Source organism: Noviherbaspirillum sp., assembly GCF_035254865.1.
Classification (GTDB): domain Bacteria; phylum Pseudomonadota; class Gammaproteobacteria; order Burkholderiales; family Burkholderiaceae_D; genus Noviherbaspirillum.
In genome coordinates this window covers 43,556-68,796 of sequence record NZ_DATFAF010000006.1, presented here as the reverse complement: position 1 = coordinate 68,796, position 25,241 = coordinate 43,556, and the positions used below count along the sequence as shown (strand labels likewise).

General features: G+C 62.5%; 18 protein-coding genes. 4 read left to right on the top strand and 14 right to left on the bottom strand.

Annotation, left to right across the window (positions count from 1 at the left end; all coding sequences use genetic code 11):
- Nucleotides 1–19: 19 nt before the first annotated feature.
- From VJ651_RS01825 to VJ651_RS01795, 7 genes are all read right to left on the bottom strand, one after another.
- Complete coding sequence (locus tag VJ651_RS01825) at nt 20–826, bottom strand: CoA ester lyase (RefSeq protein WP_324105787.1); 807 nt, start codon at nt 824–826, stop codon at nt 20–22.
- 13 nt (nt 827–839) lie between these two features.
- On the bottom strand, nt 840–2,195 hold the full coding sequence (locus VJ651_RS01820; RefSeq protein WP_324105786.1) for an MmgE/PrpD family protein: 1,356 nt from the start codon (nt 2,193–2,195) through the stop codon (nt 840–842).
- A gap of 31 nt (nt 2,196–2,226) precedes the next feature.
- Nucleotides 2,227–3,405, bottom strand: a complete 1,179-nt coding sequence (locus tag VJ651_RS01815; RefSeq protein ID WP_324105785.1) for a CaiB/BaiF CoA-transferase family protein — start codon at nt 3,403–3,405, stop codon at nt 2,227–2,229.
- 9 nt (nt 3,406–3,414) lie between these two features.
- The gene (locus VJ651_RS01810) at nt 3,415–4,575 is read right to left on the bottom strand and encodes an acyl-CoA dehydrogenase family protein (protein WP_324105784.1); all 1,161 of its coding nucleotides are present in this window, start codon (nt 4,573–4,575) and stop codon (nt 3,415–3,417) included.
- 17 nt (nt 4,576–4,592) lie between these two features.
- Nucleotides 4,593–5,453, bottom strand: coding sequence for an FAS1-like dehydratase domain-containing protein (locus VJ651_RS01805; protein WP_324105783.1), 861 nt, complete (start codon nt 5,451–5,453; stop codon nt 4,593–4,595).
- Between the two features lie 551 nt (nt 5,454–6,004).
- On the bottom strand, nt 6,005–6,913 hold the full coding sequence (locus tag VJ651_RS01800; RefSeq protein ID WP_324105782.1) for a LysR substrate-binding domain-containing protein: 909 nt from the start codon (nt 6,911–6,913) through the stop codon (nt 6,005–6,007).
- 60 nt (nt 6,914–6,973) lie between these two features.
- Nucleotides 6,974–8,170 (bottom strand): iron-containing alcohol dehydrogenase, encoded by a 1,197-nt coding sequence (locus VJ651_RS01795; RefSeq protein WP_324105781.1) that lies wholly within the window; start codon nt 8,168–8,170, stop codon nt 6,974–6,976.
- 558 nt (nt 8,171–8,728) lie between these two features.
- Between VJ651_RS01795 and leuA the strand changes: the two genes are divergently transcribed.
- Nucleotides 8,729–10,426, top strand: a complete 1,698-nt coding sequence (leuA, locus tag VJ651_RS01790) for a 2-isopropylmalate synthase (RefSeq protein WP_324105780.1) — start codon at nt 8,729–8,731, stop codon at nt 10,424–10,426.
- Between the two features lie 194 nt (nt 10,427–10,620).
- Complete coding sequence (locus VJ651_RS01785) at nt 10,621–11,460, top strand: universal stress protein (protein WP_324105779.1); 840 nt, start codon at nt 10,621–10,623, stop codon at nt 11,458–11,460.
- Nucleotides 11,461–11,857: 397 nt separating this feature from the next.
- On the opposite strand, the gene VJ651_RS01780 is transcribed toward VJ651_RS01785, so the two are convergent.
- The 5 genes from VJ651_RS01780 to VJ651_RS01760 form a co-directional block, all read right to left on the bottom strand.
- Nucleotides 11,858–15,085, bottom strand: a complete 3,228-nt coding sequence (locus VJ651_RS01780) for a DUF748 domain-containing protein (RefSeq protein ID WP_324105778.1) — start codon at nt 15,083–15,085, stop codon at nt 11,858–11,860.
- Between the two features lie 91 nt (nt 15,086–15,176).
- Nucleotides 15,177–15,884 (bottom strand): lipoate--protein ligase family protein, encoded by a 708-nt coding sequence (locus VJ651_RS01775; protein WP_324105777.1) that lies wholly within the window; start codon nt 15,882–15,884, stop codon nt 15,177–15,179.
- Between the two features lie 65 nt (nt 15,885–15,949).
- A complete protein-coding gene (gene groL, locus VJ651_RS01770; protein ID WP_324105776.1) occupies nt 15,950–17,569 on the bottom strand; it encodes a chaperonin GroEL in 1,620 nt (539 codons plus the stop codon).
- 24 nt (nt 17,570–17,593) lie between these two features.
- Nucleotides 17,594–19,348, bottom strand: coding sequence for a DNA polymerase/3'-5' exonuclease PolX (gene polX / locus VJ651_RS01765; protein ID WP_324105775.1), 1,755 nt, complete (start codon nt 19,346–19,348; stop codon nt 17,594–17,596).
- Between the two features lie 3 nt (nt 19,349–19,351).
- A complete protein-coding gene (locus tag VJ651_RS01760; protein WP_324105774.1) occupies nt 19,352–21,163 on the bottom strand; it encodes an adenosylcobalamin-dependent ribonucleoside-diphosphate reductase in 1,812 nt (603 codons plus the stop codon).
- A gap of 283 nt (nt 21,164–21,446) precedes the next feature.
- On the opposite strand from VJ651_RS01760, the gene VJ651_RS01755 reads away from it, so the two are divergent.
- The gene (locus tag VJ651_RS01755) at nt 21,447–21,908 is read left to right on the top strand and encodes an RT0821/Lpp0805 family surface protein (RefSeq protein ID WP_324105773.1); all 462 of its coding nucleotides are present in this window, start codon (nt 21,447–21,449) and stop codon (nt 21,906–21,908) included.
- A 120-nt stretch (nt 21,909–22,028) separates the two neighbouring features.
- Here the strand turns inward: VJ651_RS01755 and VJ651_RS01750 are convergent, their stop codons facing one another.
- Nucleotides 22,029–22,532, bottom strand: coding sequence for a BCAM0308 family protein (locus VJ651_RS01750; protein ID WP_324105772.1), 504 nt, complete (start codon nt 22,530–22,532; stop codon nt 22,029–22,031).
- A 282-nt stretch (nt 22,533–22,814) separates the two neighbouring features.
- On the opposite strand from VJ651_RS01750, the gene VJ651_RS01745 reads away from it, so the two are divergent.
- Nucleotides 22,815–23,141: a hypothetical protein gene (locus VJ651_RS01745; protein ID WP_324105771.1), complete on the top strand. Its 327-nt coding sequence runs from the start codon at nt 22,815–22,817 to the stop codon at nt 23,139–23,141.
- Nucleotides 23,142–23,236: 95 nt separating this feature from the next.
- Here VJ651_RS01745 and ftsH read toward each other — a convergent pair whose 3' ends face one another.
- Entirely contained in the window at nt 23,237–25,126 is a 1,890-nt protein-coding gene (gene ftsH / locus VJ651_RS01740; protein WP_324105770.1) for an ATP-dependent zinc metalloprotease FtsH, read from the bottom strand.
- Nucleotides 25,127–25,241: the final 115 nt, after the last annotated feature.

Genomic DNA, 25,241 nt, shown 5'->3' with positions numbered 1-25,241 from the left:
AATACCGCCGCGGCGGCTATTAGCGTCTTTCCACTTCGCTGACAATCTCCTCGGCCTTGCGGATCACCGGGAGATCAACCATCTTTCCATCCAGCGCAACCGCCGCGCCTTGCGCATCGGCGGCTGCCTGCAACACGCGCCGCGCCCAGGCGACGTCTTCCTCGCTCGGCAGGAAATGCCGGTTCACCCGCTCCACCTGCTTCGGATGTATGCACAGCTTGCCGCCGAAGCCGAGCCGGCGCGCGCGCTGCGTGTCGCTGCGCAATTGCTCGGGGTCATCGAGAGCGGTGGTCACGCCGTCGACCGGCGGCTGGATGCCGGCGACGCGCGACACCAGGACCAATTGCGAGCGCACATACAGCAATTCGTCCACATCGCCGTCGATGCCGGCATCGAGCTGGAAATCGATCGAACCGAACATCAGCCGCGGCACGCCGGGCGTCGTCGCCAGAGCGTGCGCATGCCATACGCCTTGCGCTGTTTCGATCAGCGGCAGCACGCGCTGTGCGCCCGCAGCGACCAGTTGCGCGATGTCCCGCGGGTTCTCCGCCTTGGGCAGCACGATCCCGGCCACACCGGGCAAGCCGCACAAGGCCAGATCATCCGCAAACCATTCGCTGCCCGCGCCATTGACGCGCACCAGCACCGGATGATCGGGCGATACCCAGGCGGCCACGGCGGCGCGCGCGGCCTGCTTGCCGGTGGGCGGTACGGCGTCTTCAAGATCAACGATCACCGCATGCGCGCCGGCGGCACAGGCCTTGTCGAAGCGTTCTGGACGATCGCCGGGAACGAAGAGATAGGAACGCGCCAGGATATTTTTCATGCTTGGTTCGCCCTCACGCAAAGAAGCGCTCGATCTTGCCCGGCTGCGCCAAGTTCCAGATGCGCCGGAACGCCGCGCCCATTTCATCTTCCATCGCGGCATGACTGAATTCCGCAAGACGCAAGGCCTTCTGCTCCAGCTCCGCGCGGTTCAGCGTGTTGCCGGGGTCGCCCTTGGGCTCGTCGACGCGGCCATGCAGGATGCGGCCATCGCTCGTCTCGACAGTGACCTTGCCGATCCAGCGTACCGGATAGGCGCTATCGACTTCGCTGTCGAGCTCCATGTGCACCTTGCCGCGGAATTCCGCGATGCGCGGGTCGTTGTAAGCCTCCTCGAATTCCTTCAGTCCGGCGCGCTGGAATTGTGCAATCAAGCCGAGCACGGTTCCCATCGAAAACTTCGCCTGGTGCACGGTCTGCGGGTTGACGACAGGGCCGAGCACGTCGATCGCGCCCTGATGCACCTGCGCGGTGACGCGAACCACTTGCTGCGGTGTCAGCACATGCTGCTGCATCACCTGCAGCAGCGCGTCGGCGGCCGGATGGGTGTGGCGGCAGGACGCATGGAACTTGAAGGAGGTTTCCGCCAGCGCCCAGCGTTCGCCGAGGCGATCGGTCAGCCGCGCCGGATCGGCATCGCTCGACATGCCGGCAGCCATGCCCTGCTTCCCTTCGAGAATGTGCTTCGCGGCCGTGAAGCCGTCCCTGGCAAGATAGGCCGCCATCAGTCCGGATGTTGCCGCATGCGCCGTGTGCAACTGCTTGGAATCGGCGGCGTCGCGCAGGAATTCCCATAGTCCGGCGGCTTGCGTGCCGGCGGAACCAATTGCGTCGAGCATCTGCTCGGGCGTCAATTGCAGCAGACGGCCGACCGCAGCAGCGGCGGCGACGCTGCCGGCCGTGCCGGTGGTGTGGAAGATCCGGTAATGCGAGCGGCCGAGAAATTCGCCGACGCGGATGCCAACTTCGTAGCCCGCCACCGCAGCGACGAGCAGATCGCGACCCGAGCAGCCAAGCGCTTGCGCGACCGCGAGCGCCGGCGGAAACACGACGGTCGCCGGATGAAATACCGAGCCGTTATGCACATCATCCTGCTCGACAAAATGCGATGCGGCAGCGTTGACCATGGCCGCGAACAGCGGCGTGGTGCGGCGGCGCGAGATCAGCACTTCGGAGTCGCCGTTGCCCGGTGCCATCTGCAGGGCAAAGCGCTCGATGGTTTCCACCGGCCGCGCGCCCTTGCCCGCCAATGCGGAGCCGAACCAGTCGAGGAACAGGTCTTCCGCGCGGCGCACGACATGCGCGGGGATATCTTCAAAGCGCAGGGTGGCGGCGAAGGCGGCGAGTGTCTGGCTGGGGTGATTGCTCATGCGTTGTCTTTCGGAATAGTGTGCAGTTTGTTCAGATCGCCTTCTCGTCGCGCAATACCGCGACGGCCGTCACGTCATAGCCGAGCTCGGCCAGGATCGCGTCGGTGTGCTGGCCGAGCGCCGGCACCGGGTCCATGCGCGGCTCGTACGCGTCCGGAACGCCGGGCGGCAGCAGCGCCGGAATCTTTCCGGCGGGGGTATCGACTTCCACCCAGCGCTGGCGCGCTTTCAGTTGCGGGTGCTGCCACAGGTCGTGCATGTCGTTCATGTGCGCGTTGGCGATCTGTGCGACATCCAGTCTCTCGATCACCTGTTCCGCCGTGAGCTTCGAGAATGCCTCGACAATGATCGCGCGCAGTTCGGCACGCGCAGCGCTACGGGCGGAGTTGTTGAAGAAGCGCGAATCGGTGGCCAGCGCCGGCTGCTGCAAGACCTTTTCGCAGAACACCCGCCACTCGCGTTCGTTCTGCAGGCCGAGCATGACCGTCTTGCCGTCGCCCGTAGGGAACGGACCATAGGGATAGATGGTGGCGTGTGCGGCGCCTGCGCGTGGTGGCGGAGGTGCGCCGTCGAAGGCGTAGTACAGCGGATAGCTCATCCACTCGGCCATGCCTTCCAGCATGGAGACGTCGATATGGCTGCCGCGCCCAGTCTTGCCGCGCTGGAGCAATGCGGCGAGGATGTTGGTGTATGCGTACATGCCAGCAGCAATGTCGGCAATCGAGCAGCCGGCCTTGGCCGGCTCGTCCGACGTACCGGTGACCGAGAGAAAACCCGCTTCGCTCTGGATCAGCAGGTCGTAGGCCTTCTTGTCACGGTAGGGGCCGTCGTTGCCATAGCCGGAAATGTCGCACACGATCAGGCGAGGATACTTTTCCTGCAAGTCTTCGTAGGACAGGCCGAGACGCTCCGCCGCGCCGGGCGCGAGATTCTGCACCAGCACGTCCGCATTGGCGAGAAGCTTGTGCAGTATGCGATCGGCTTCGGCATGCTTGACGTCGAGCGTCAGGCTTTCCTTGGAACGATTGGTCCAGACGAAATGCGATGCAAGGCCGTGCACGCGGGTATCGTAGGCCCGCGCGAAGTCGCCCACGCCGGGGCGCTCGACCTTGATCACGCGCGCGCCGAGGTCGGCCAGCTGGCGCGTGCAGAACGGTGCGGCGATTGCATGCTCCAGTGTGACGACAGTGATTCCATCAAGTGGTCGCATCCTGGCTCCTTAAAACGAACGCGGCAATCCAAGCACGTGTTCCGCCACGTACGACAGGATCAGGTTGGTCGAGATCGGCGCGACCTGGTAAAGACGCGTTTCGCGGAACTTGCGCTCCACGTCGTATTCGCAGGCGAAGCCGAAGCCGCCGTGGTATTGCAGGCAGGCGTTGGCCGCTTCCCAGGATGCGTCGGCCGCCAGCATCTTCGCCATGTTCGCTTCCGCGCCGCAAGCCTTGTGCGCGTCGAACAACTGGCAAGCCTTGAAGCGCATCAGGTTGGCCGCTTCCAGGTTGACGTAGGCTTTCGCGATCGGGAACTGCACGCCCTGGTTCTGTCCGATCGGTCGGCCGAACACCATGCGCTCGTTCACGTATTTCGTGATCTTGTCGATGAACCAGTAGCCATCGCCGATGCACTCGGCGGCGATCAGCGTGCGTTCCGCATTCAAGCCGTCGAGGATGTACTTGAAGCCCTTGCCTTCCTCGCCGATCAGGTTTTCCGCCGGAATTTCCAGATTCTCGAAGAACAGCTCGTTGGTCTCGTGGTTGACCATATTGAGAATCGGCTGCACCGACAGCCCCTTGCCGATCGCATCATGCAGGTCGACGATGAAGATGGACATGCCTTCCGATTTCTTCTTCACGTCCGCCAGCGGCGTGGTGCGCGCCAGCAGGATCATCAGGTCGGAATGCTGCACGCGCGAGATCCACACCTTCTGCCCGTTGACCACATAGCGGTCACCCTTCTTCACTGCCACGGTCTTGATCTTGGTGGTGTCGGTGCCGGTGGTCGGCTCGGTCACCGCCATCGACTGCAGGCGCAGTTCGCCGCTGGCGATCTTCGGCAGATACTTGCGCTTCTGCTCTTCCGAACCGTGGCGCAGCAGCGTGCCCATGTTGTACATCTGGCCGTGGCAGGCGCCGGAGTTGCCGCCCGAGCGGTTGATCTCTTCCATGATCACCGAAGCCTCGGTCAGGCCGAGGCCGGAGCCGCCGTATTCCTGCGGAATCAGCGCGGCCAGCCAGCCTGCCTTGGTCAGCGCATTGACGAATTCCTCGGGATAGCCGCGCGCCTCGTCGATCTTGCGAAAATACTCCGCCGGGAATTCGGCGCACAAATCGCGCACCGCATCACGTACATCCTGGTATTGATCAGTCGCTTGCAACATTGATTCTTTCCTTTGATTCAATTCGGTACTTGCACGAGCGTCGCGCTCGCATCCATGGTCAGCGCACCCGTCGCGTCCTTGGCCCACAACAACACTGTCTTGCCGTCGCTATCGAGCTTGCCGCACACGAAAAACGGCGCGGTGTCGAACAAGGGCTTGATGGCGCGGAACGAAAACTGCGCGACCACAGCCTCGGGCAGATTGCGCCGCAACAGGTCCATCAGCAGGGTCGCGATCAGCGGCCCGTGCACGACCAGACCGGGATAGCCTTCCACTTCGGTGACATAGCGGCGGTCGTAATGAATGCGATGGCCGTTGAAGGTCAGCGCGGAATAGCGGAACAGCAGCACGTCATCGGGGCGGATCTCGCGCATCCAGTCGTGATCGCTGCGCGCCGCAATCGGCTTCGGCGCCGGGTCGTCGGGTTTGGGGTTGTCGCGATAGACGATGTCGTGTTCCTCCGTCAGCGCGACGCCGTCGGCATTGCTGATCTCGTGGCGCACCAGCACGAACACCAGCGGGCCGGTGCGGCCTTCCTTGTAGCTGACGTCAACGATGCGCGACTCGCGCGTGATCGCATCGGCCAGACGCAGGGGATGATGGAACTGCAAACGACCGCCCGCCCACATCCGGCGCGGCAGCGGCACCGGCGGCAGAAATCCGCCGCGCGCGGCATGCCCGTCCGGCCCGAGCTCCGACTGGCGATGCACCGGCAGGAAATACAACCAGTGCCACAGCGGCGGCAGCGCCTCGCCCTTGCCCGGTGGCGCATCGTCCCGATCAAGTGTCGCCGACAAGGCAGTGATCGGCGTACGGGTGATTTCATCGTGATAGGTCTCGGTCCGGCCGAGCCATTCACGCAAATAAGGCATGTCCATGAGCGTGTCGATTGCTGTCAATGGTTGGGAATGGGCGAGCGCGAAAGCATTCGCCGCTGGAATTCGTGCCTTTCATCATGACAAGCGACGAAGAAGCGCGGATTGACGAAAGGACAGGCTTAGTCTGAAGGAAGTGCCCCCAAGGCACAATTTGGAAATCCGAAAGGCGGACTTTGGCTGGGATTAACCCCAAGGAAGGGAAAGAAAAAGGAGGTTGTCAAAACACAAAGAAAATGAAGACGCCAACAGACTCACGCCGCGCCAAGAGGCTGTTGCCTTTCCCGCTGTGAGCTGCCGGCAAATGGGGCGCCGAAGCGGATAAAGAAGCGAAACATGTTTGAGCCGAAGGCGAGTTGGTTTCGCTTCCCGCTTCGGCGTCCCATTTGCCGGGAACCCCGCAGGGGCAGCGAGGTGCGTTCGCCTTTCTTTGCTTACTTTCTTTGGCGAAGCAAAGAAAGTGAGCGGCCGCCGGGCCGCCCCCGGCAAGCCACAACGGAGAGAACAAGGCGTTGCATCGCCGGAGAAAGACCCGTCAAACGCCAGTCAAAACCTCAACCACCCTGCCTCTCACTATCCTCCACCAACATCTCCACCAGATCCCGCGCAAAATGCGGCAACAACTGCATGCTCCTCACGCAAATCTGCAGCTTCCGCAACGCCCACTCATCGCTCAACTGAACAATCCGGATCGCCATCGTCTTCGCATGCCGCCGCGCCGCAGACTCCGGCAGCATCCCGATCCCCACATTCGCCTCCACCATGCGGCAAACCGCTTCAAAATTGCCGACACGAATGCGCGCCTTCACCGTCCTGCTCAATTCATCCGCCGCACGGTTGACGAAGGCATGGATCGCGCTCGACTCGTGCAAGCCGACGTGATCGTAGTCCAGCGTGTTCTCGAAGCTCGTCACGTTCAAATGCGCCAGCGGATGCGCCAATGCGGACACCAGTACCAACCGGTCTTCGCGATAGGGCAGCACCTCCAATCCTTCGGTACGCACATTGCCGGCAACGATGCCGATATCGGTCTTGCCTTCGCTCACCGCGCGCACGATGTCGTGGCTGAGTCGCTCCCGCAAATCGACGCTGACATCGGGATGGCTCGCAAGGAAGGCCGGCAGGATCGCCGGCAGGAATTCGGTCATCGCCGTGGTATTCGCAAACACCCGCACATGGCCTTTCATGCCTTGCGCATATTCCTGCAGCTCGCTGCGCAGGTATTCGAGCTGCTGCAGGACCAGGCGCGCGTGATGCAGGAAAGCCTGTCCCGGCGGCGTGAGCGTGACGCCCTGGCTGGTGCGGATCAGCAGCTTTGCGCCGACGCTGTCTTCCAGGTTCTTGATGCGGGTACTGGCCGCCGGCAGCGACATGTGGGACCGTTCCGCGCCGCGCGTGAGGCTGTTTTCCTCGGCGATGTTGGCAAACAGGCGAAGGTCGGTCAGATCAAAATGGATGGCCATGGAAAATAAGGGATGATGTCATCCGGCTCCGAACGTGCGATGGGCAATACCCGTATTTTGTCACAGCCGCGCGAGCAGCAATTGCGCCAGCTCTTCGTAATTCAGCAGAATCGGATTGGTGCGCATGCTGCCGCCGCGGCAATTCTCGACCACCTTGTCGACCTGTTCTGCACTCATGCCGAAGGCGCCCAGTCGCGGCAGCTTCAGGCGTTCCGCCCAAGAATGCAGCAGGCGCACCAGCATGTCGGCAGCGGCATTGTCGTCATTGCCTTGGACGCCCGACAACAGGCGCCCGACTTGCGCATATTTTCGCAGGGTGCGCGCATGCGGGTCGCGCGCGCGCAGTGCATGAATGTTCACCGCCGTCGCTTCCGCGACCAGCGTGCCGCAGGCGACGCCGTGCGGAATCGGAAAGTAGGCGCCCAGCGGTGCGGCCAATCCATGCACCGAGCCGAGGCCGGCCTGCGCCAGCGTGATTCCCGAGAGCAGCGAAGCATAGGCAATCGAAGACAAGCCTTCGCTGCGATGCGGATGCGCAGGATCCCATGCTGCCCAGAAGCCATCGCGGAACGCTTCCAGCCCAGACCAGGCAAGCGCGTCGGTGAACGGACTCGCATTGAGCGACACATAGGATTCCAGCAACTGGGTGAAGGCATCCATGCCGTTGGCAGCGATCAACTCCTGCGGACAGGATGCGAGCAGGTCGGGGTCGACAATCGCGACGCGTGCCACTAGCGCATCGTGGCGGAAGGATTTCTTGAAACCGGTATCGCCTTGCAGGCTCAGCACGGCATTCTTGGTCGCCTCGCTGCCGGTGCCGGCGGTGGTGGGCACGGCAATGAAAGGTAGCGCCGGACCTTCATAGGCCATGCCGTGGCCGACGCCCTCCAGATAGTTCATCACGGAATGCCCGCTGGTCAGCAAGCCCGCGATGGCCTTGGCCGCATCCAGCGCACTGCCGCCGCCGACGCCGACCACGACCTGAATCCCGGCCTTGCGGTATTTCGCCACGGCCTCATCCACCAGGTGCGGTGAGGGCTCCCGGATCACCTGCAGCCATTCCCACGCGACGCCCTTGGCTTTCAGCGCGTCCTGCAATTGCTGCCAGTACGGCGTGGATACGAACGACCTGCCGCCCGTCACCAGCAAGGCTTTGTTGCCGTACTGTGCGGCGACCTCGGCGGTTTCCTTCAAGCGCCCGGCGCCGAAGCGAATTTCAGGCAGGCGAGCTACGGAGAATGTAGGAATGGATCTCATCGGCTTCCGGTTGGGCCTTGGCAAAGACTGGAACTATAACTCGAATCCCCTCAGGACGATTTCATGATGCCACTGCTCTGTCCACGGAAGATACGGAAATCACGGAAAGAACAGGTGTTGCTTTTTTTCCGTGATTTTCGTGTCTTCCGTGGACAATCGATTCTTTCACCTGCGCAGCGCCCGCCTTCGTGCAATCGCCCGGGAATCCCTTTGAAAAACTTGACACCTTTGCCTCGCTTGACTTAGATTGGCCGAATGTTCACGTCGCAGACCAACCTTCTTTCCTGCCTGGCAGCTCGTTCCGAGCTGGGTCTGCTACTGCGCGTCCCGCGCGCATAAAACTTCCCCCTTCCCTGTCGGCCCCTTGTGCTCCTGTTCCAGAAACAGGATGCAAGTTCTTTGTCCAATTTTTGCGAGAAATGCCATGCACCTCTTTCATCCTGCTTCGATCACGCTACGACTAATCATCGGTTGTCAGGCCACGCGCCGGTGGCAGCCTGGCAGCCGCTTCGCCACGGACAGTCAAATTTGTCGAAGTTGAATGCAATGGAGAACCGCATGTTGAAAAATCCCGCAAGCAAGTACCGATCCTTTTCGCCGATCAAACTCACCGACCGCAGCTGGCCTGACCGCGTCATCAGCGCACCGCCGATCTGGATGTCCACCGATCTGCGCGACGGCAACCAGGCCCTGTTCGAGCCGATGAATGTCGAACGCAAGATGCGCATGTTCCGCACGCTGGTTGCCATCGGCTTCAAGGAAATCGAAGTCGCCTTTCCGTCCGCCTCGGACACCGATTTTGCGTTCGTGCGCAGCCTGATCGAGAACAATGAAATTCCCGCCGATGTCACCATCGAAGTGCTGACGCAGGCGCGCGACCATCTGATCGAACGCACCATGGAATCGCTGCGCGGCGCGCGCCGCGCCATCGTCCATCTGTACAACGCGACCTCGCCGAATTTTCGCGAAACCGTGTTCGGCCTCGACAAGGCGGGCGTGAAGGAAGTCGCCGTCAGCAGCGCGCAACTGATCCGCCAACTCGCCGCACAGCAGCCGGACACGGAATGGATTTTCCAGTACAGCCCGGAGACTTTCAGCGGCACCGAACTGGAATTCGCGAAGGAAGTGTGCGACGCCGTGGTGGACGTCTGGGAGGCGACGCCGCAACGCAAGGTGATCATCAATCTGCCCGCCACTGTCGAGCTCGCCACGCCCAACATCTATGCCGACCAGATCGAGTGGATGCATCGCCATCTCGCGCGCCGCGATTCCATCGTGCTGAGCGTGCATCCGCACAATGACCGCGGCACTGCGGTGGCGGCTGCGGAACTGGCGGTGATGGCCGGCGCCGACCGGGTCGAAGGTTGCCTGTTCGGCAACGGCGAGCGTACCGGCAACGTGGACCTCGTCACGCTCGCACTGAACCTGTACACGCAAGGCGTGCATCCCGGCCTCGACTTCTCCGCCATCAACGAAGTCGCGCGCACGGTCGAGCATTGCACCCAATTGCCGATTCATCCGCGCCATCCCTATGTCGGCGATCTGGTGTTCACTGCCTTCTCCGGCTCGCATCAGGATGCGATCAAGAAAGGCTTCGCCGTGCAGGCATCGGATGCAGTGTGGAACGTTCCTTACCTGCCGATCGATCCGGCCGATCTCGGCCGCACCTACGACTCCATCATCCGCGTCAACAGCCAGTCCGGCAAAGGAGGCGTCGCCTATCTGCTGGAAGCGGAATACGGGCTGGCGATGCCGCGCCGCCTGCAGGTGGAATTCAGCAGCGCCGTGCAGAAGCTGACCGACATGACCGGACAGGAAGTCAGTGCGCAGGATATCTGGACCCTGTTCCGCGAGGAATACCTGGAATCGGTTGAGCCGCTGCGGTATGTGAGCCACCGCTTGTTCGAACATGCGCAGCGGCAGGGCGTGGAGCTGACGGTGAAGCTGTTCGAACAGGAAATCACGCCGCGCGGCGAAGGCAACGGCCCGATCGACGCGCTACTGCATGCCTTGCGCGTTCCCGCCAGACTGCACGCCTATGAGGAACGGGCGGTCGGACATGGCGCGGATGCGACTGCGGTTGCCTATGTGGAAGTCGTGGCGGATGGCGTGCCGGGCAGTACCTTCGGCGTCGGCATGCACCAGAACATCGTCACCGCATCCGTGCTCGCCGTGATCAGCGGCATCAACCGTGCGTATGGCAAGCTGGAGCAAGGCGACAAGGCCGGATTCTTCCAGGTGCCGCAGGCAGCGTAAACGAAGCTGGGGCAGGAGACGCATCTCCTGCCCTGGGCTTGATATGAAATAAGTTCACGCCAATTTGATGCCGTATCCGCCGGTCGCCCGATTGAAAAAATGCCGGGCAGCGCATAGCTTGATAGTGGCAGCGCAATATCGGTGCACGATCGTCCGATAGCGTGCCGACACTCTCATTTCCACGGGAGGAAAACATGCCCTACAAAACCATTCTGGTTCATGTGGACGGTTCCAGCCACCTGGACGCGCGAGTCAATATTGCAGCCAGCCTGGCGATCGCGGAAGACGCGCACCTGGTCGGCGCGGCCGTCACCGGCGTCTCGAAAATTGCCTATGAGTCGATGGCATTCGGGCAGGTCGATCCCCATTTGGACAAGTACCTGAAGATTGCCCAGGATAGGGCCAATCATGCCCTCGATCGCTTCGACGCACTCGCCACTGCCGCCGGCGTCGCTTCCCGCGAGCGGCGCCTGGTGGACGACGAACTGCTGGGCGGCATCAGCGTGCAGGGGCGCTACAGCGACCTCGCGGTGATCGGCCAGATCGACCCGGACGAGCCGTCACCAATGCTGTACGGGAACTTCCCCGAGTACGTGGCGATGAATTGCGGCTGTCCGGTGCTGATGATTCCGTATGCGACCGAGCTGAAACAGACCGGCGACAACGTGCTGATCGCATGGAATGCGAGCGCCGAATCCACGCGCGCCGTGCACAGCGCGATTCCCCTTCTGCGGCGCGCGAAGATCGTGCATGTGGCGGTATTCAATCCGGGCGAGTGGCCTGAAGCCCATGGCGAGCAGCCGGGCGCCGACATCGGTCTATTCCTGGCGCGCCACGACATCAAGGTGGAAGTCACGCAGCAGAAGACGGACATCGAAGTCGGCGACGCCTTGCTGTCGCTCGCCGCCGATCTCGGCTCGGACATGCTGGTGATGGGATGCTACGGGCATTCGCGCTTCCGCGAAGTCCTGCTTGGCGGCGTGACGCGCACCATGCTGCAGTCGATGACGATTCCGGTGTTCATGTCGCATTAGCAGACTGTTGGAAAACGTAGCGAGCGGGCCGAGATTTGGGTTGAGGAGCGCGCGCGTACGAGCGATACGCCGAGCACCGCAGACCCAAAAATCGGTCCGCGCAGTAGTTTTTCAACAGCCTATTAAGGCTTGCGCCATCCTCGTGAGTTCAAGCGGTGCGGCAGATCCTTATGGATGTCCACGGAAATCACGGAAAACACGGAAAAACCCCTTGGCTTTTTGCTTTTTGTGCGAGATTCCGAGTGTCGCTTAGGTCTTTTGTGGACAAAAGTTTCTGATCTGTACAGAGAAATTACGGATGCCCACCAACGACAAAAAATGTGTTTTTTTCCGTGCTTTCCGTGAATTCCGTGGACATCCACAGCGTTCTCGTGACAGCCATTAAATTCATCTGGCCCTAGCGCAGCGAGAAATCCACGCCGCTTGCGCTGCCGTCTTTTCCGCCCTCGGTGCCGACCTTGGGCGCAAGGATGAACATGCGATCGTCGCTGATCTGGCCGTGACTGTGCAGCCAGGTCTTCACCGCCATCGCGCGCCGGTTGCCAAGCGTGACGAGATCGTCGTCGCTGACTTCCGCATTGGCGATCATCAGCTTCTCCATTTCTTCCACCGGAAGACTCTTGGGCAAGCCCACCAGGTTGCGCGGCTTGGGGAATTTTTCATCGCGGTAGGCCCGCGTCAGCAGCTCGGGATATTCGGTGGCGCTGACCACCACGCTGCCCGGCTCGGGCGTATTGCCACGGGCTTGCAAATCCTTCATCTTGAGCGCGCGCACCTTGCGCGTGACGGATGCGCGCTTGAGGCCGTCGCGGTCGGCTTCGGGGTTCACGTGTCCGGCGATTTCCAGCTGCAGCGCGGGACGGTCGGTCAATGCCTTGGACAAGGAGGTCAGCTTGGCTTCCGCGGCGGGCGGGATGGCGGCGCTGCCGGGAGCGAGAGCGAGCGAGGACAGCTCCTCGCCGCCGCCGAAGAGCGCGCCGATCAGTGCGAAAGGCTTGGTGACGGCCTTGGTGATGATGTTGACGATGACCTTGACGATGACGCCGCCAATGGAGAACTGCGGGTCGTCGAGCGAGCCGCCGATCGGCAGGTTGACGTCGATCACGCCGTTGCGGTCGCGCAGCAGCGCCACCGCGAAATGCACCGGCAGCTTGGTCGCGGTCGGGCTGTCGACCTTGTCGCCGAAGGTGAGCTGATCGAGGATCAGGCGGTTCTCGGCCGACAGCACGCGCTTGTCGACACGATACGCCGCCTCGAAGGACAGCTTGCCCTTCTCGATGCCGTAGCCGACATACCTGCCGGAATAGGCGGACAGCGGCGCCAGTTCCATGCCGCGCACGTTCGCCTTGAGATCGAGGAACAGATCGCCCTTGAGCGGATTGATGCGGCCGGTCACGGCCAGCGGCGCGTTGTTGACGTCCCCGTGCAGGTCGAGGCCGGCACTGCTGCCGGGGTCGGACGACAGCTCGGTCACGGCGCCGCCGAAGTTATTGAGCGTCGCGCTGTAGTGCGGCTGGATGAAATTATCGGTGAAGCGGACCCGCCCGCCTTGCAGCGTGACTTTGCGGATCATGATCGGCGGCATTTTTCCTGCGGCCCGCGACGCGCTGCTGGCGGTCGCTACCGGCTTGGCCGCCGGAGCCGCTTCTTCGGTCAGGCTCTTGTGCGCGCCGGACGTATCGCGCACGATGTCCTGCAAATTGATGCGGCCGCTCGGATCGATAATGACGCGCGCAAAAAAGTCCGACAAGGCGAGCTGATCCACTTTGACGGCAAGCGGTTCGAGGCGCAGGTCGATGCCGCCGGCGAACAGCGATTTCCATCGCAGGAAATCGTTGCCGTTGAGCTTGTCGACGGTGGCGAGGTTACCCAGCGTCATGTCGCCCTTGAAATCGCCTTTCCACGCACCGCTTTCGGCTACATTCAAGCTGAGCTTGCCGTTGCCGCTCAGCGCCGCGCGCGTCAGGCGCAGGTTGATCCGATCGGCGATGTAGGGCTGCAGGGGCAGCAGATCGACTTCCTTCGCCTTGAGTGCGAGGTCGGCCTTGAACGGGGCGACAACGATGCCTCCGCTCACATCCAGCAGACCGTTCTTGTTGACGGCGGCTTTCAGATTCACATGGGCGGGCGTGGCGGATGCGGTCGAGAATCCCTGCACCGACAGACTGAGCGGCGCCAGTGTCGTCACTGTCGCTTGTGCGTCGCTGCGGTCTTCGAGACGCGCGGTCCAGTTCTGCAGGTCGACGCGATCCACCTTGATCGCATAGGGCTTGTCCGCGCCCGGCCCGGACTTCGTGGCCGATTCAGACACCGGCGCAGCGGGCGCGCCGGGCTTGTCCTGGCGCAGCAGGAAACCCGCGCTGCCCGACCTCACTTCGCCAACCGAGACGACGCGCTGGTTGATATCGACGGCCATCTTGCGCAGCATCAGGTCCAGCTTCTCCACACCGGCATGCGTGGGACGTGATGCGTGCTCGTCCGTGTAACGCAGGCTTGCATCGCGGATTTCCAACTCGCCGAGCGCGATGCCGGGCATGGGTTTGCCGGTTTCGACTCTGGACGAGGACGCGCTTGATGGCGCCGAGGCGGGCAACAGCTGCAGCAGGCTGAGCTGGCCGTCGCGGTCCCGCGCCATATCGGCTTCCAGCCCCTTCAGCAGCACGCGTGCCACGTCGATGCGCTTGCTGAACACGTCCGTATCGTGCAGCGCCACCGTCAGTTCCGGCAGCTTGAGAACCTGCTTGCCGTCCAGCGTATTGACGCGCAAGGACTTCAGCGTCGCGCCGCCGCGCAGCAAGACGGTCGGAGCCGCGCCCTTCGGTTGGCGGAAGCTTGCGCTCAATTGCATGTCCAGCCGGGCGCCGGGCACCTTGAAGCGCGGCTTGAAAGGCAGGTATTCCAGGTAGCGCGTCAGATCAAGGTCGCGCAGGCCGAATTCCACCACCGCATCGCGTGGATCGGCAAAGGGGCGCGCCTTGCCTTGCACCAGCAGCGGCGTGCCGTTGACGTTCGCGCTCAAGAGCGGTTCCACGAATACCTGAACCTGCGACGGCAGCGAGGATATGAAGGGCACGCCGAGCTTGATGTCGCTCACGGTGTGAGTGGTCTTGACCGGCTTGTCCTCGAAGTCGATGCGGCCCTGTTGCAGCTGGATGTTGTTGACTGAAAAACGTGCCGGCTCCGGCGCTGACGGCTGCTTGGCGATCAGCGCGAGGATGTCGTCGATGTTGTAGCGATGCGCCTGCTCGCGCGCCAGATGGACGTAAGGCTTGGTCAGCAGCACTTGCTGCACGACCGGCGCCAGCCGCAATACCGACTCCGCGGCCAGATTGAGCGTCAGCGTCTCGAAGGAGGCGAACACGACATCGCTGCCCGGCTCGCGCAGTGTCAGGTCGCGCACGTTCATGACCAGCGTGAACGGATTGGCTTCGACCGCGCCGACCGTGAGCTGGCGATGCAGCTGTTCCGCCGCCATCTTTTCCAGTTTCGATTTGACGATCACCGGCAGGATGGCAAAGCCGAACAGGCTGTACAGAAAAAGGGCGGCGCCCGCCGTGATGAGCGAACGGCGAACTGCACGTTTGCCGAAGAAAGCCGGAAGATGCAGCGATGGGAGCGATGGCATGGCAGACGGTGATTGAGAAAGGACGCCGTCCGATTTTAACAGTCCGCAGCGCGCCGGGTTTTGATCCGGGAAAGAGGAATGTGACGGATTTTCAATCCGGATCGGCGCCGATGGCCTGCCTGAGTGACAGTTCGAGTGCGTCGGCGATGTCTTCCGCCGCGACATGACGGCCCAATTGCTCGGCGCAGGAAGTGGTGCAGCGAGCCAGGGTCGCGGCATCCTGTTGCGGTTTTCCCATCGCCTCGCACAGCGCTGTCCAGTCGGGCTTGTGCAGCAGCAGGCCGGCGACCAGCAGGATGCCGTTGCGCTTGCGCACCTGCGCGAAGCCGACGATCTTTCGTCCGTCGATCACCACCTCGCCCGGCGAGAGGCCGCCGAAGCAGGCCCAGGCGATCGAGGAAGCGCGATTGTCCTGCTTCCATGCATGCGCCTCGTCCGGCGTGAGAACCTGCGTCGCGACCCCGATCGCAGCGAGCGCCGATGCATACACATCGCCGATCCACTGATAGCTTTTCGCGGTGCTGAGCGTCACCAGCGGATGCGCGGCGGGAAGGACGACGGAGGCGCTCAGCATCCACGGGCCGACGAGCACCGCCCCGCCTCCGGCGTCGCGCGCAATGACATCGATGCCGGCGGATGCGATGGCCGCTTCCGTTTGCATCATGGCATGTTGCGAACGGCCGAGGATCACCGCAGGCTTGTCATAACGCCAAAGCCGCGCTTCCGGCGCGCGGACCTCCGTACTGAGCTTGTGTTGGTTCCAGTGCTGCTCTTCTCGATGCTGTTGTGCGTTGTACATGGGGGTTCGGCTGGTCGAATGTCTGTGCAATGCAGGAAACTCTGCCGCAACCGACATTCTAGCGCTCACATTCCCAATCCCGCCATTTCCCCGCCGTGTTCCACCGTGCCCGGACGCTCGACGACAATGCAATCGGTAGTGAGAATCAGGCCTGCAATCGACGCCGCGTTTTGCAGGCCCAGGCGCGTGACCTTGGTCGGGTCGATGACACCCATGGCCATCATGTCGCCGTATTCCTCGCTCGCCGCGTTATAGCCGAAGCTGCCGCTGCCGGCGGCGACATCCTCGACAATCACATCCGGGTCCTTGCCGGCATTCTTCAGGATTTGCCGCAAGGGTTCTTCCAACGCGCGATGCACGATCCTGGCGCCCGATTCCTGGGCCAGATTGCCCAGCTTGAGGCCGTCGAGCGCCGGACGCGCGCGCAGCAGGGCCACGCCGCCGCCGGCCGAGATGCCTTCCTCCACCGCGGCGCGGGTCGCATGCAGCGCGTCTTCCACGCGCGATTTCTTTTCCTTCAGCTCGGTCTCGGTGGATGCGCCGATCTTGATCAGCGCCACGCCGCCGGCCAGCTTGGCTGCACGCTCTTCCAGGCGGGTGCGGTCGAAGGTGGCGCTGGACCGCTCGATCTCCTGCCGGATCTGCGCGATGCGCTGGCGTATCTTTTCCGGCTCGCCCGCGCCGCCGATCACGGTAGTCGCGTCGCGGTCGATTTCGATGCGTCTCGCGTGGCCGAAGTCCTGCGGCGAGATTTTTTCCAGCGACAGGCCGGATTCTTCCGAGATCACTTTGGCGCCGGTGACAATCGCGATGTCTTCGAGCTGTGCCTTGCGATTGTCGCCAAAACCCGGCGACTTGACCGCGCACACCTTCAATGCGCCGCGCAGGGAGTTGAGCACCAAGGTGGCGAGCGCATCGCCGCCGATATCCTCGGCGATCAGGAGTAACGGCTGGCCCGTCTTGACGACATGCTCCAGCGCCGGCAGCAAGGCATTGATCGAGGCAATCTGTTTTTCATAAATCAGGATCAGCGCATCATCGAGCACGGCGCGGCCTTTTTCTTCCTCGTTGATGAAATACGGCGACAGGTAGCCGCGGTCGAACTGCAGCCCTTCGACCACCTCCAGCTCGTTCTTCATGCCGCGCCCTTCCTCGGCCTTGATGGCGCCGTCGCGGCCCACGCGCTCCATCGCCTGCGCGATCATCTCGCCGATGGCTGCATCGCCGTTGGAGGAGATGGTACCGACATGCACCGTTTCCTGATTCGAGCTGACCTTCCGCGAATTCTGTTTCAGGCGCCCGACCACGGCGTCCACGGCGGCGTCGATGCCGCGCTTGAGGTCCATCGGATCAAAGCCGGCGGCGACGTATTTCATGCCTTGCTGCACAATGGCCTGCGCCAGCACCGTTGCCGTGGTGGTGCCATCGCCCGCCATCTCAGAGGTTTTCGCCGCGACTTCGCGCGCCATTTGCGCGCCGACATTCTCGAACGGATCGGGCAGCGAGATTTCCTTTGCCACGATCACGCCCGAATTGATGACGGTCGGCGGGCCGTAGGGATTGCCGAGTGCAACCGTCCTGCCTTTCGGACCGAGCGTGACCTTGACGGCATCAGCCAGGATATTCAGGCCGGCGCACAACCTGGCGCGCGCCTGTTCATGGAACAACAAGCTCTTTGCTGCCATTTTCATCTCCCTAAAGCGTCGATCTCAGGTTGACAACGCGGCGAGCCTGGTCCGGCCCAGCAACTCCATCAACGCGCCGAGCGGCCGCGTGTTGAGTACATCCTTCTTCTCCAGCCAGCCGCGCCTTGCCTGCCCGACGCCGAAACGCAGGTCATCGAAATCGAACACGCTGTGCGCGTCCGAGTCGATGCTCACGAGCACGCCCTCGCGTTTGGCTGCGAGGCAATAGGTGTCGGTCATGTCGAGGCGTTCCGGCTGCGCGTTCAGTTCCAGGAAACAGCCGCGCTCCTTCGCATGACGGATGATGCGCAGCATGTCGACCTCGTACGCGTCGCGTTCGAAGATCATGCGCCCGCTCGGATGCGCCAGCAGCGTGAAGCAGGGATGGTCCATGGCGTGCAGAATGCGCTCGGTCTGCCGCTCGCGCGGCAGCGCGAACTTGCTGTGCACGGCGCCGATGACGATATCCAGCCGCGCCAGCATGGCGTCGGGCATGTCGAGTGTGCCGTCTTCGTTGATGTCGACTTCTATCCCCTTCAGCAGCCTGATCCCGGACAGCTCTTCGTTGAGGCGATCGATCTCGTCGATCTGTTTCTCCAGTGCGCCGCTGTCGAGGCCATGCGCGACCCGCAGCTTCTGCGAATGGTCGGTGATGGCGAGATAGGCAAAGCCGCGCCGCTGCGCTTCCAATGCCATCGCGCGCAGACTGTTCTTGCCGTCCGATGCCCTGGTGTGCGCGTGCAGGTCACCTTTCAGGTCGGTCAGCCCGACCAGCGTCGGCAAATGCCCGGCCTGCGCCGCTTCGATCTCGCCGCGGTTCTCGCGCAGTTCCGGCTCGATGTACGGCAAGCCCACGGCCTTGAATACAGACGCTTCCGTTTCGCCGGCGATGCGGCGCTCGTTCGAGAAGAGGCCGTATTCGTTCAGCTTCCATCCACGTGCCTGCGCCAGGCGTCGCACCGCGATGTTGTGCGCCTTGGAACCGGTGAAGTAATGCAGGGCCGCACCGAAGCTGGTATCGGCGACGACGCGTGCATCGACCTGGATGCCTTGCCGCAGCAGTACGCTGGCGCGCGTGGAGCCATGCGACTGCACTTGCGCAACGTCGCCGAACTCGGTGAAGCACTGCAGCAGGCGGATCGGCCGCACGGAGCTCATCACGATGTCGAGGTCGCCGACAGTTTCCTGCCTGCGCCGATAACTTCCGGCGATCTCGATCTGCCTGACGTCTCCACCCGCCCGCAGATGGGAGACCAGGGCTTCCGCGATCCGGGCTGCCATGTCGATGCGGAAGCGTCTGGCCTTGGACAGCCTTGCCTGTACCGCTTCGAGGATGCGTTGTTCGGCGCGCTTGCCGAATCCCGGGATGGTGCTGATCTCGCCGGCGCGCGCCGCCCGCGCAAGCTGGTCCAGCGTCTGGATGTTGCGCTCGTCGTACAGCGTCTTCACGCGCTTCGGCCCGAGGCCGGGAACGGAGAGCAATTCATGGATTGCCGGCGGCAATTCCTGGCGCAGTTGTTCGCGCAAGGCGCAGGTGCCGGTGGCGACGATTTCGATGATCTTGCCGGCAAGGTCGGGGCCGATGCCCGGCAACGCCTTCAGGTCGCGGTTTTCTTCCACCATGGTCTGCACGCTGGGCGCGAGCGTGCTCAACATGCGCGCCGCGTTGCGATAGGCGCGAATGCGGAACGGATTGTTGCCTTCGATTTCCAGCAGGTCGGCGATCTGCTGGAAGACGGCAGCGACGTCCGCGTTATGGACAAGAATCCGGTGTTCCATGGCTCATGGGGAGGCTTTGTCGTTCGTCGTCGTGGATCCCTGCGGTGACAATATGCCGGCCTTTCCGGCTCGAGGGCGAAACATGGTGCACCCCTTCAGGCCCAGCTGATACGCTTGTCCGAACAGGCCCATGCAGGCATCGAGGTCGGCATCGGACGGCAGATTGATCGTCTTGGAAATCGACTGGTCGACATAGCTCTGCAATACAGCCTGCATCCTCAGCTGGTCGCTCACATCGATGTCGCGCGATTCGGCAAAGGACTCCGGAAGACGCGCCTTCTCGCCATGCAGCTTGCGATACAGCATCCATGCGTAATCACGCACCGGCACCGAGGCAGTCGTGCCGTCTGCCTGTCTTACATTGCGGTGATAATGCATGGCATAGATCGGCTCGACGCCGCTGGACACATTGTTGGCCAGCAGGCTGATCGATCCCGCCGGCGCAATCGCGGTGAGATGACTGTTGCGTATGCCCTTGTGGCGAATCACCTCCACCATGTCGCGCGGCAGCGATCGCACGAAGGCGCCCTCGATGTATTTCTGCGGATTGCACTCGGGAAAGGCGCCGCGTTCCTGCGCCAACTCGATCGATGTCCGATAGGCCGCGTGGCAAATCGTCTGCATGACGGTGCGCGCAACATCCAGTGACGCGCCCGACCCGTAACGCACGCCGAGCATGGCGAGCGCATCGGCCAGCCCGGTGATGCCCAGGCCGATGCGGCGCGAGGCGTGCGCCACCTTTTCCTGCGCCTTGAGCGGGAAACTCGACACTTCATACACATTGTCCAGCATCCGCGTCGCGACGGAGGCGGTGGCGGCGATGCCCTGCAGGTCGAGGCGCGGTTGCGATCCGAACGGATCGTTCACGAACTGCGTCAGGTTGATGGAGCCGAGATTGCACGCGCCATGCGGCGGCAGCGGCACTTCGCCGCAAGGATTGGTCGCACTGATGGTTTCGGCGTAGTAGAGATTGTTCCCGCTTTCCACGCGATCGATGAAGATCACGCCGGGATCGCCGCACTCGAACGCCGCCTTCTGCAGACGTTCCCACAAGGCACGCGCCGACACGGTGCGCAGCACGATGCATTGCTCGGTCTCGAATGACCCCGACCATTTCCGCTCACATACCATGGCGCCGGCGGGCGCGCTCCTGCCGGCCAGCGGAAACACCAGTGGCCACGGCTCGTCCTGCTCCACTGCGCGCATGAATGCGTCGCTGACCAGCACCGACAGGTTGAAGTGCTGCAGGGAATGCAGATCGCGCTTGGCATCGATGAAGCGTTCGATATCCGGATGGTCGCAGCGCAAGGTCGCCATCATCGCGCCGCGCCGGCTTCCGGTCGACACCAGCGTGGCGCATGCCTGGTCCCAGACCTGCATGAAGGACAGCGGCCCGGACGCGATATTGCCCGATCCCGCCGCCGGCATACCGGCCGGCCGCAGCGTGGAGAAATCGCAGCCGACGCCGCCGCCCGCCTGCATGGTGAGCATGGTTTCCGCCAGCGACGAAAAGATGCCGTCGATGGAATCATGCAAGGATCCCATCACGAAGCAGTTGAACAGCGTAAGGCGCCGCCCGCTGCCCGCGCCTGCGAGGATGCGGCCGCCCGGCAGGAAGCGGAAATGCGACAGCGCGGCTTCGAATCGCGCGCGCCATTCGTCGCGATGATGGGCCTCCGGACTGGACAAGGCCAGCGCGACGCGCGACCAGGTCTGGCTGATGTCAGGTTCACTGGCATGGCCGTCTTCGACCAGGCGATATTTGCTGCGCCATACCTGCTCCGCAATCGGTTCGGAAAACATGGTGATGGGCATGATGACCTCCGCATGTGTGCGCAACGGGGACGGGATTCTCGACCGCAGTACTAATCACAGCTTAGGTGCGCAACAGCCGGGATAAAAGTGATCTATCTCAAGGTTTTCGGAATTGGCGCCTGCTTCGCTTCGCCCTCTCGCCCGGAATCGGCGACACGTTCCGACGAAGTTGCGCGCAATAAAGAAAGCTGGCGTGCGAACACGTTTCCCTTAAGGAGGGTCAACACGGCCAGGCCGACGGGGCCTATGCTGAATACGATATCCCTGAAGGAGGATTGCTCTCATGCATGCCAAACTCACCGGCATCACCATCCTGTGCTGCACCGTCGCGTTCGCCGGCTGCGCCGCGCCTCCAACCCAGGAACAAAGCGGCATGGTCATCGGCGGCGTGCTGGGCGGCGCGCTCGGCTCGCAGGTCGGCGGCGGCCATGGCAGAACGGCGGCGACCGTGGTCGGCACGCTGCTGGGTTCCACCGTGGGCGGTTCGGTCGGCCGTTCGATGGATGACACGGATCGACTCAAGGTCGCCCACTCGCTCGAAAGCGTGCGCACCGGCGTGCCCTCGCACTGGCGCAATCCGGATTCCGGCAATGAATATACGGTGAAGCCGACGCGCACGTATGAAAGCGCCGGCACGCCCTGCCGCGAATACACGGTCGACGGCCGGGTCGGTGGGAAAAAGGAAACGATCTACGGCACCGCCTGCCGCCAGCCCGACGGGAGCTGGCGCTCGGTCAATCAATAGCGGACACCGCACAACCGGATTGAAGCGGCAGTTGAAGAACGTGGCAAGCGGGCCGAGTGTGGCTGCGCGGAACGCCGCAGCGTCCCAAATCGACCCGCGCGGTCGCTTTTCGGCCGCCTGCTAGTGCCGCCAGCGGACGCGCAGCAGGTATTCGTCCTCGTTGTACTGATAGTCGAGTTCGCCCTTGTACGCATGATGCAAGGCGTCACCGATCGCGCGCGCCAGATGGATGTCCGTGGTGGTGATCACGAGCTGATTGTCCTGGTCTTCGATGGCCATGATCCTTTGCAGCGGATGGTCCGCCTTTTCGCGCGCCTCCAGATTGCGAGCCACACTGATCAATTCCTCGCGGTGCGCCTGTGCAAACGGCCCTTCGATGGATACAAAGCCGGCAGGCAGTTTGTCGTGGATGCGGTGGCAGGCGGGGCACATGGCCTGATGCGCATTCGCCGGCACGGCACTCCATTGCCAGCGGCCTTCGTGATACACCGCGCCGCAGTCCGCGCACACCGTGGGCTCCGCTAGTTTTTCCCGATCCTGATAAGGATCCTTGATCTGACCATCAAACATCTCAAGATGCCGTCCGGGCCGAAACGTGGATCCAGGTGGCTGTACCGATTTCATCGTATTTCTCCTTTCACGCGCGGCTTGCATCTGTCGCACATTATCCAAGGCATCAGACAGTGGAATTTGCCGCGGCGTCGAGCGCGACGTCGGCGGCTCCGTTTTCACTCTATATCTTTTTGCACTGCACGAAGGCTGAAAAATCAAATCCCGTTGCGTTGTCGACTTGCAAAGAAGTATGGCCGGGCTGTTTTCGCGCGACATGTGCAACCGCAAACATTTTCAAGGGTATACAATCAAAGCAAGGACGCTTTACATCTACCGAGGGAGAAACCAGCCATCATGACAACTCCGGAAAACCAGCGCCCCGGCGCCACCAGCGCCGAACACCAGGACTTCAGCCTGGAGCGCATCAGTCGCCTCATTGCCGATCTTGAGCAGGAACTGGCCAAGGCTCCCGTGGAAACGCCGCATGTGCAGGATCTGCGCGAGGAAATCGATACTCTCAAGCATGTCCTTGCGTCGCCCGATGAAACGGACGACCGGGTCGGCGAAAGCCTGCATGCCGTGCGCGACGCGCTGCAGAATGTCACGGCCAGAATCGAGGGAGAAGTGTTGAAGGACAGCCCCTACATCGCCGAAATCGGACGGATACTGGGCATGGTGTAAGCCACATTGCTTTCCGGGTAGGATGATTTCTGTCCGGCATGCTCTTTGTTGCAGAAGCGGATCACGCGCAGTGCCGCGCTATGCCGCCCAATGTCTTATCCGCCCTCGACCGAATCGCTTTTCGCCCGCGTTCCCTCGATCAACTTGCGCAATTCTTCGCGATCGAGCGTTTCCTTTTCCAGCAAGGCACGCGCCACCGTATCGAGCAGATTGCGGTGCTGGGTCAGCGTGCCCTTGACCCGCATATGGGCGTCGTCGATCAGCCGGGCGATCTCCGCATCGATGACCTGGGCGGTATTTTCGCTGTAGGCCTTCTTTTCCTGCAGCGATGACGGATACAAAAACGGTGCGCGCGCTTCCTCGAAGGTCGCCAGCCCCAGGCGCTCGCTCATGCCGTACTGCGTCACCATGTGGCGCGCCATGTCGGTCGCCATCTGCAAGTCGTTCTGCGCGCCGGTGGACACGTCGCCAAACGCCAGCTCCTCCGCCACGCGCCCGCCGAGATAAACATCGAGCCGGTCCAGCAATTCCGCTTTCTTGAGCAGGTAGCGGTCTTCGGTCGGAAGCTGCTGGGTGTAGCCGAGCGCCGCGATGCCGCGCGGGATGATGGAGATCTTGTTCACATGGTCCGCGTTGGGCCGCAATTCCGCGATCAGCGCATGACCGGCTTCGTGATAGGCCACTGTTTCCTTTTCCTTCGGATTCATCACGCGGGTCTTCTTTTGCAGGCCCGCGACGATGCGGTCGATGGCTTCGTCGATGTCGTCCATGCCGACCTTGTCCTTGCCGTTGCGCGCCGCCAGCAAGGCAGCCTCATTGATCAGGTTGGCGAGATCGGCGCCGGCGAATCCGGCGGTGCGCGCGGCCACCACCGAGAGATCGACCTCGGGCGACAACACGATGTGCTTGGCATGCACGGCCAGAATCTTTTCGCGTCCCTTGAGGTCGGGCCGGTCGAGCGCGATATGCCGGTCGAAGCGGCCCGGGCGCAGCAAGGCAGGATCGAGGATTTCCGGGCGGTTGGTGGCGGCCAGGATGATCACGCCCTTGTTGGTATCGAAGCCGTCCATTTCCACCAGCAACTGGTTCAGCGTCTGCTCCTGCTCGCTGTTGGCGCCGCCCACCACGCTCACGCCGCGCGCTTTGCCTAGCGCATCGAGCTCGTCGATGAAGATGATGCAGGGCGCTTTTTCCTCTGCCTGCGAGAACAGGTCGCGCACGCGCGCCGCGCCCACGCCGACGAACATCTCGACGAACTCCGAACCGCTGATCGAAAAGAAGGGTACGCCCGCCTCTCCGGCGAGCGCCTTGGCGAGCAGGGTTTTGCCGGTGCCGGGCGCGCCGACGATCAGCACGCCCTTGGGTATCTTTCCGCCCAGCCTGCGGTAGCGCTCCGGATTCTTCAGGAACTCGACGACCTCCATCAATTCATCCTTGGCCTCGTCGATGCCGGCCACGTCGTCGAAGGTCACGCCGGTCTTGCTGGCGACATAGACACGCGCCTTGCTCTTGCCGATATCGAACACGGACGACATGCCGGTGCGCTTGGCAAGACCGCCCCACAGCCAGAAGATCAGGCCCAGGGGAATGATCCATGACAGCAAGGTGTTGAACCATTCGCTCTTTGGCTGGCCGGTGAAGCGCACGCCCTGTTCCTGCATTTGCTCCACCAGTTGCGGATCTGCGACGCGCACCGTGATGAAGTTGCAGCCGCGCTCACCCTTGCATTTCAACTGCGATCGGGTTTGCTCGGGCAGGATCTGGTCCAGTCCGTCGGCCTTGAGCGTTCCGGTGATCACGTCGTCGGCAACGTTCGCTTCGCTCACCTTCCCCGCATTCAGCAGATTCTTGAAATCACTGTAAGCGAGCTGTGTGCGTTCCGTCTGGAAGAGGACTTGCATCATGAGAAAAACGAGGGGCAAGAGCAGCAGATACCAGAGCGGTATGCGAATGTTCCTGGAGACATCGTTGCTCGGTTCTTGCATGGTGGATTTTCTCTTTCCAGCGAGGCGCGCTTGCATTCAACTTACACCGCGCCACACAGCTTCGCCTTTGATGAGGGTCAAGAAATTCCGGTCTCGCGGAGGTCGGCGGTATGCC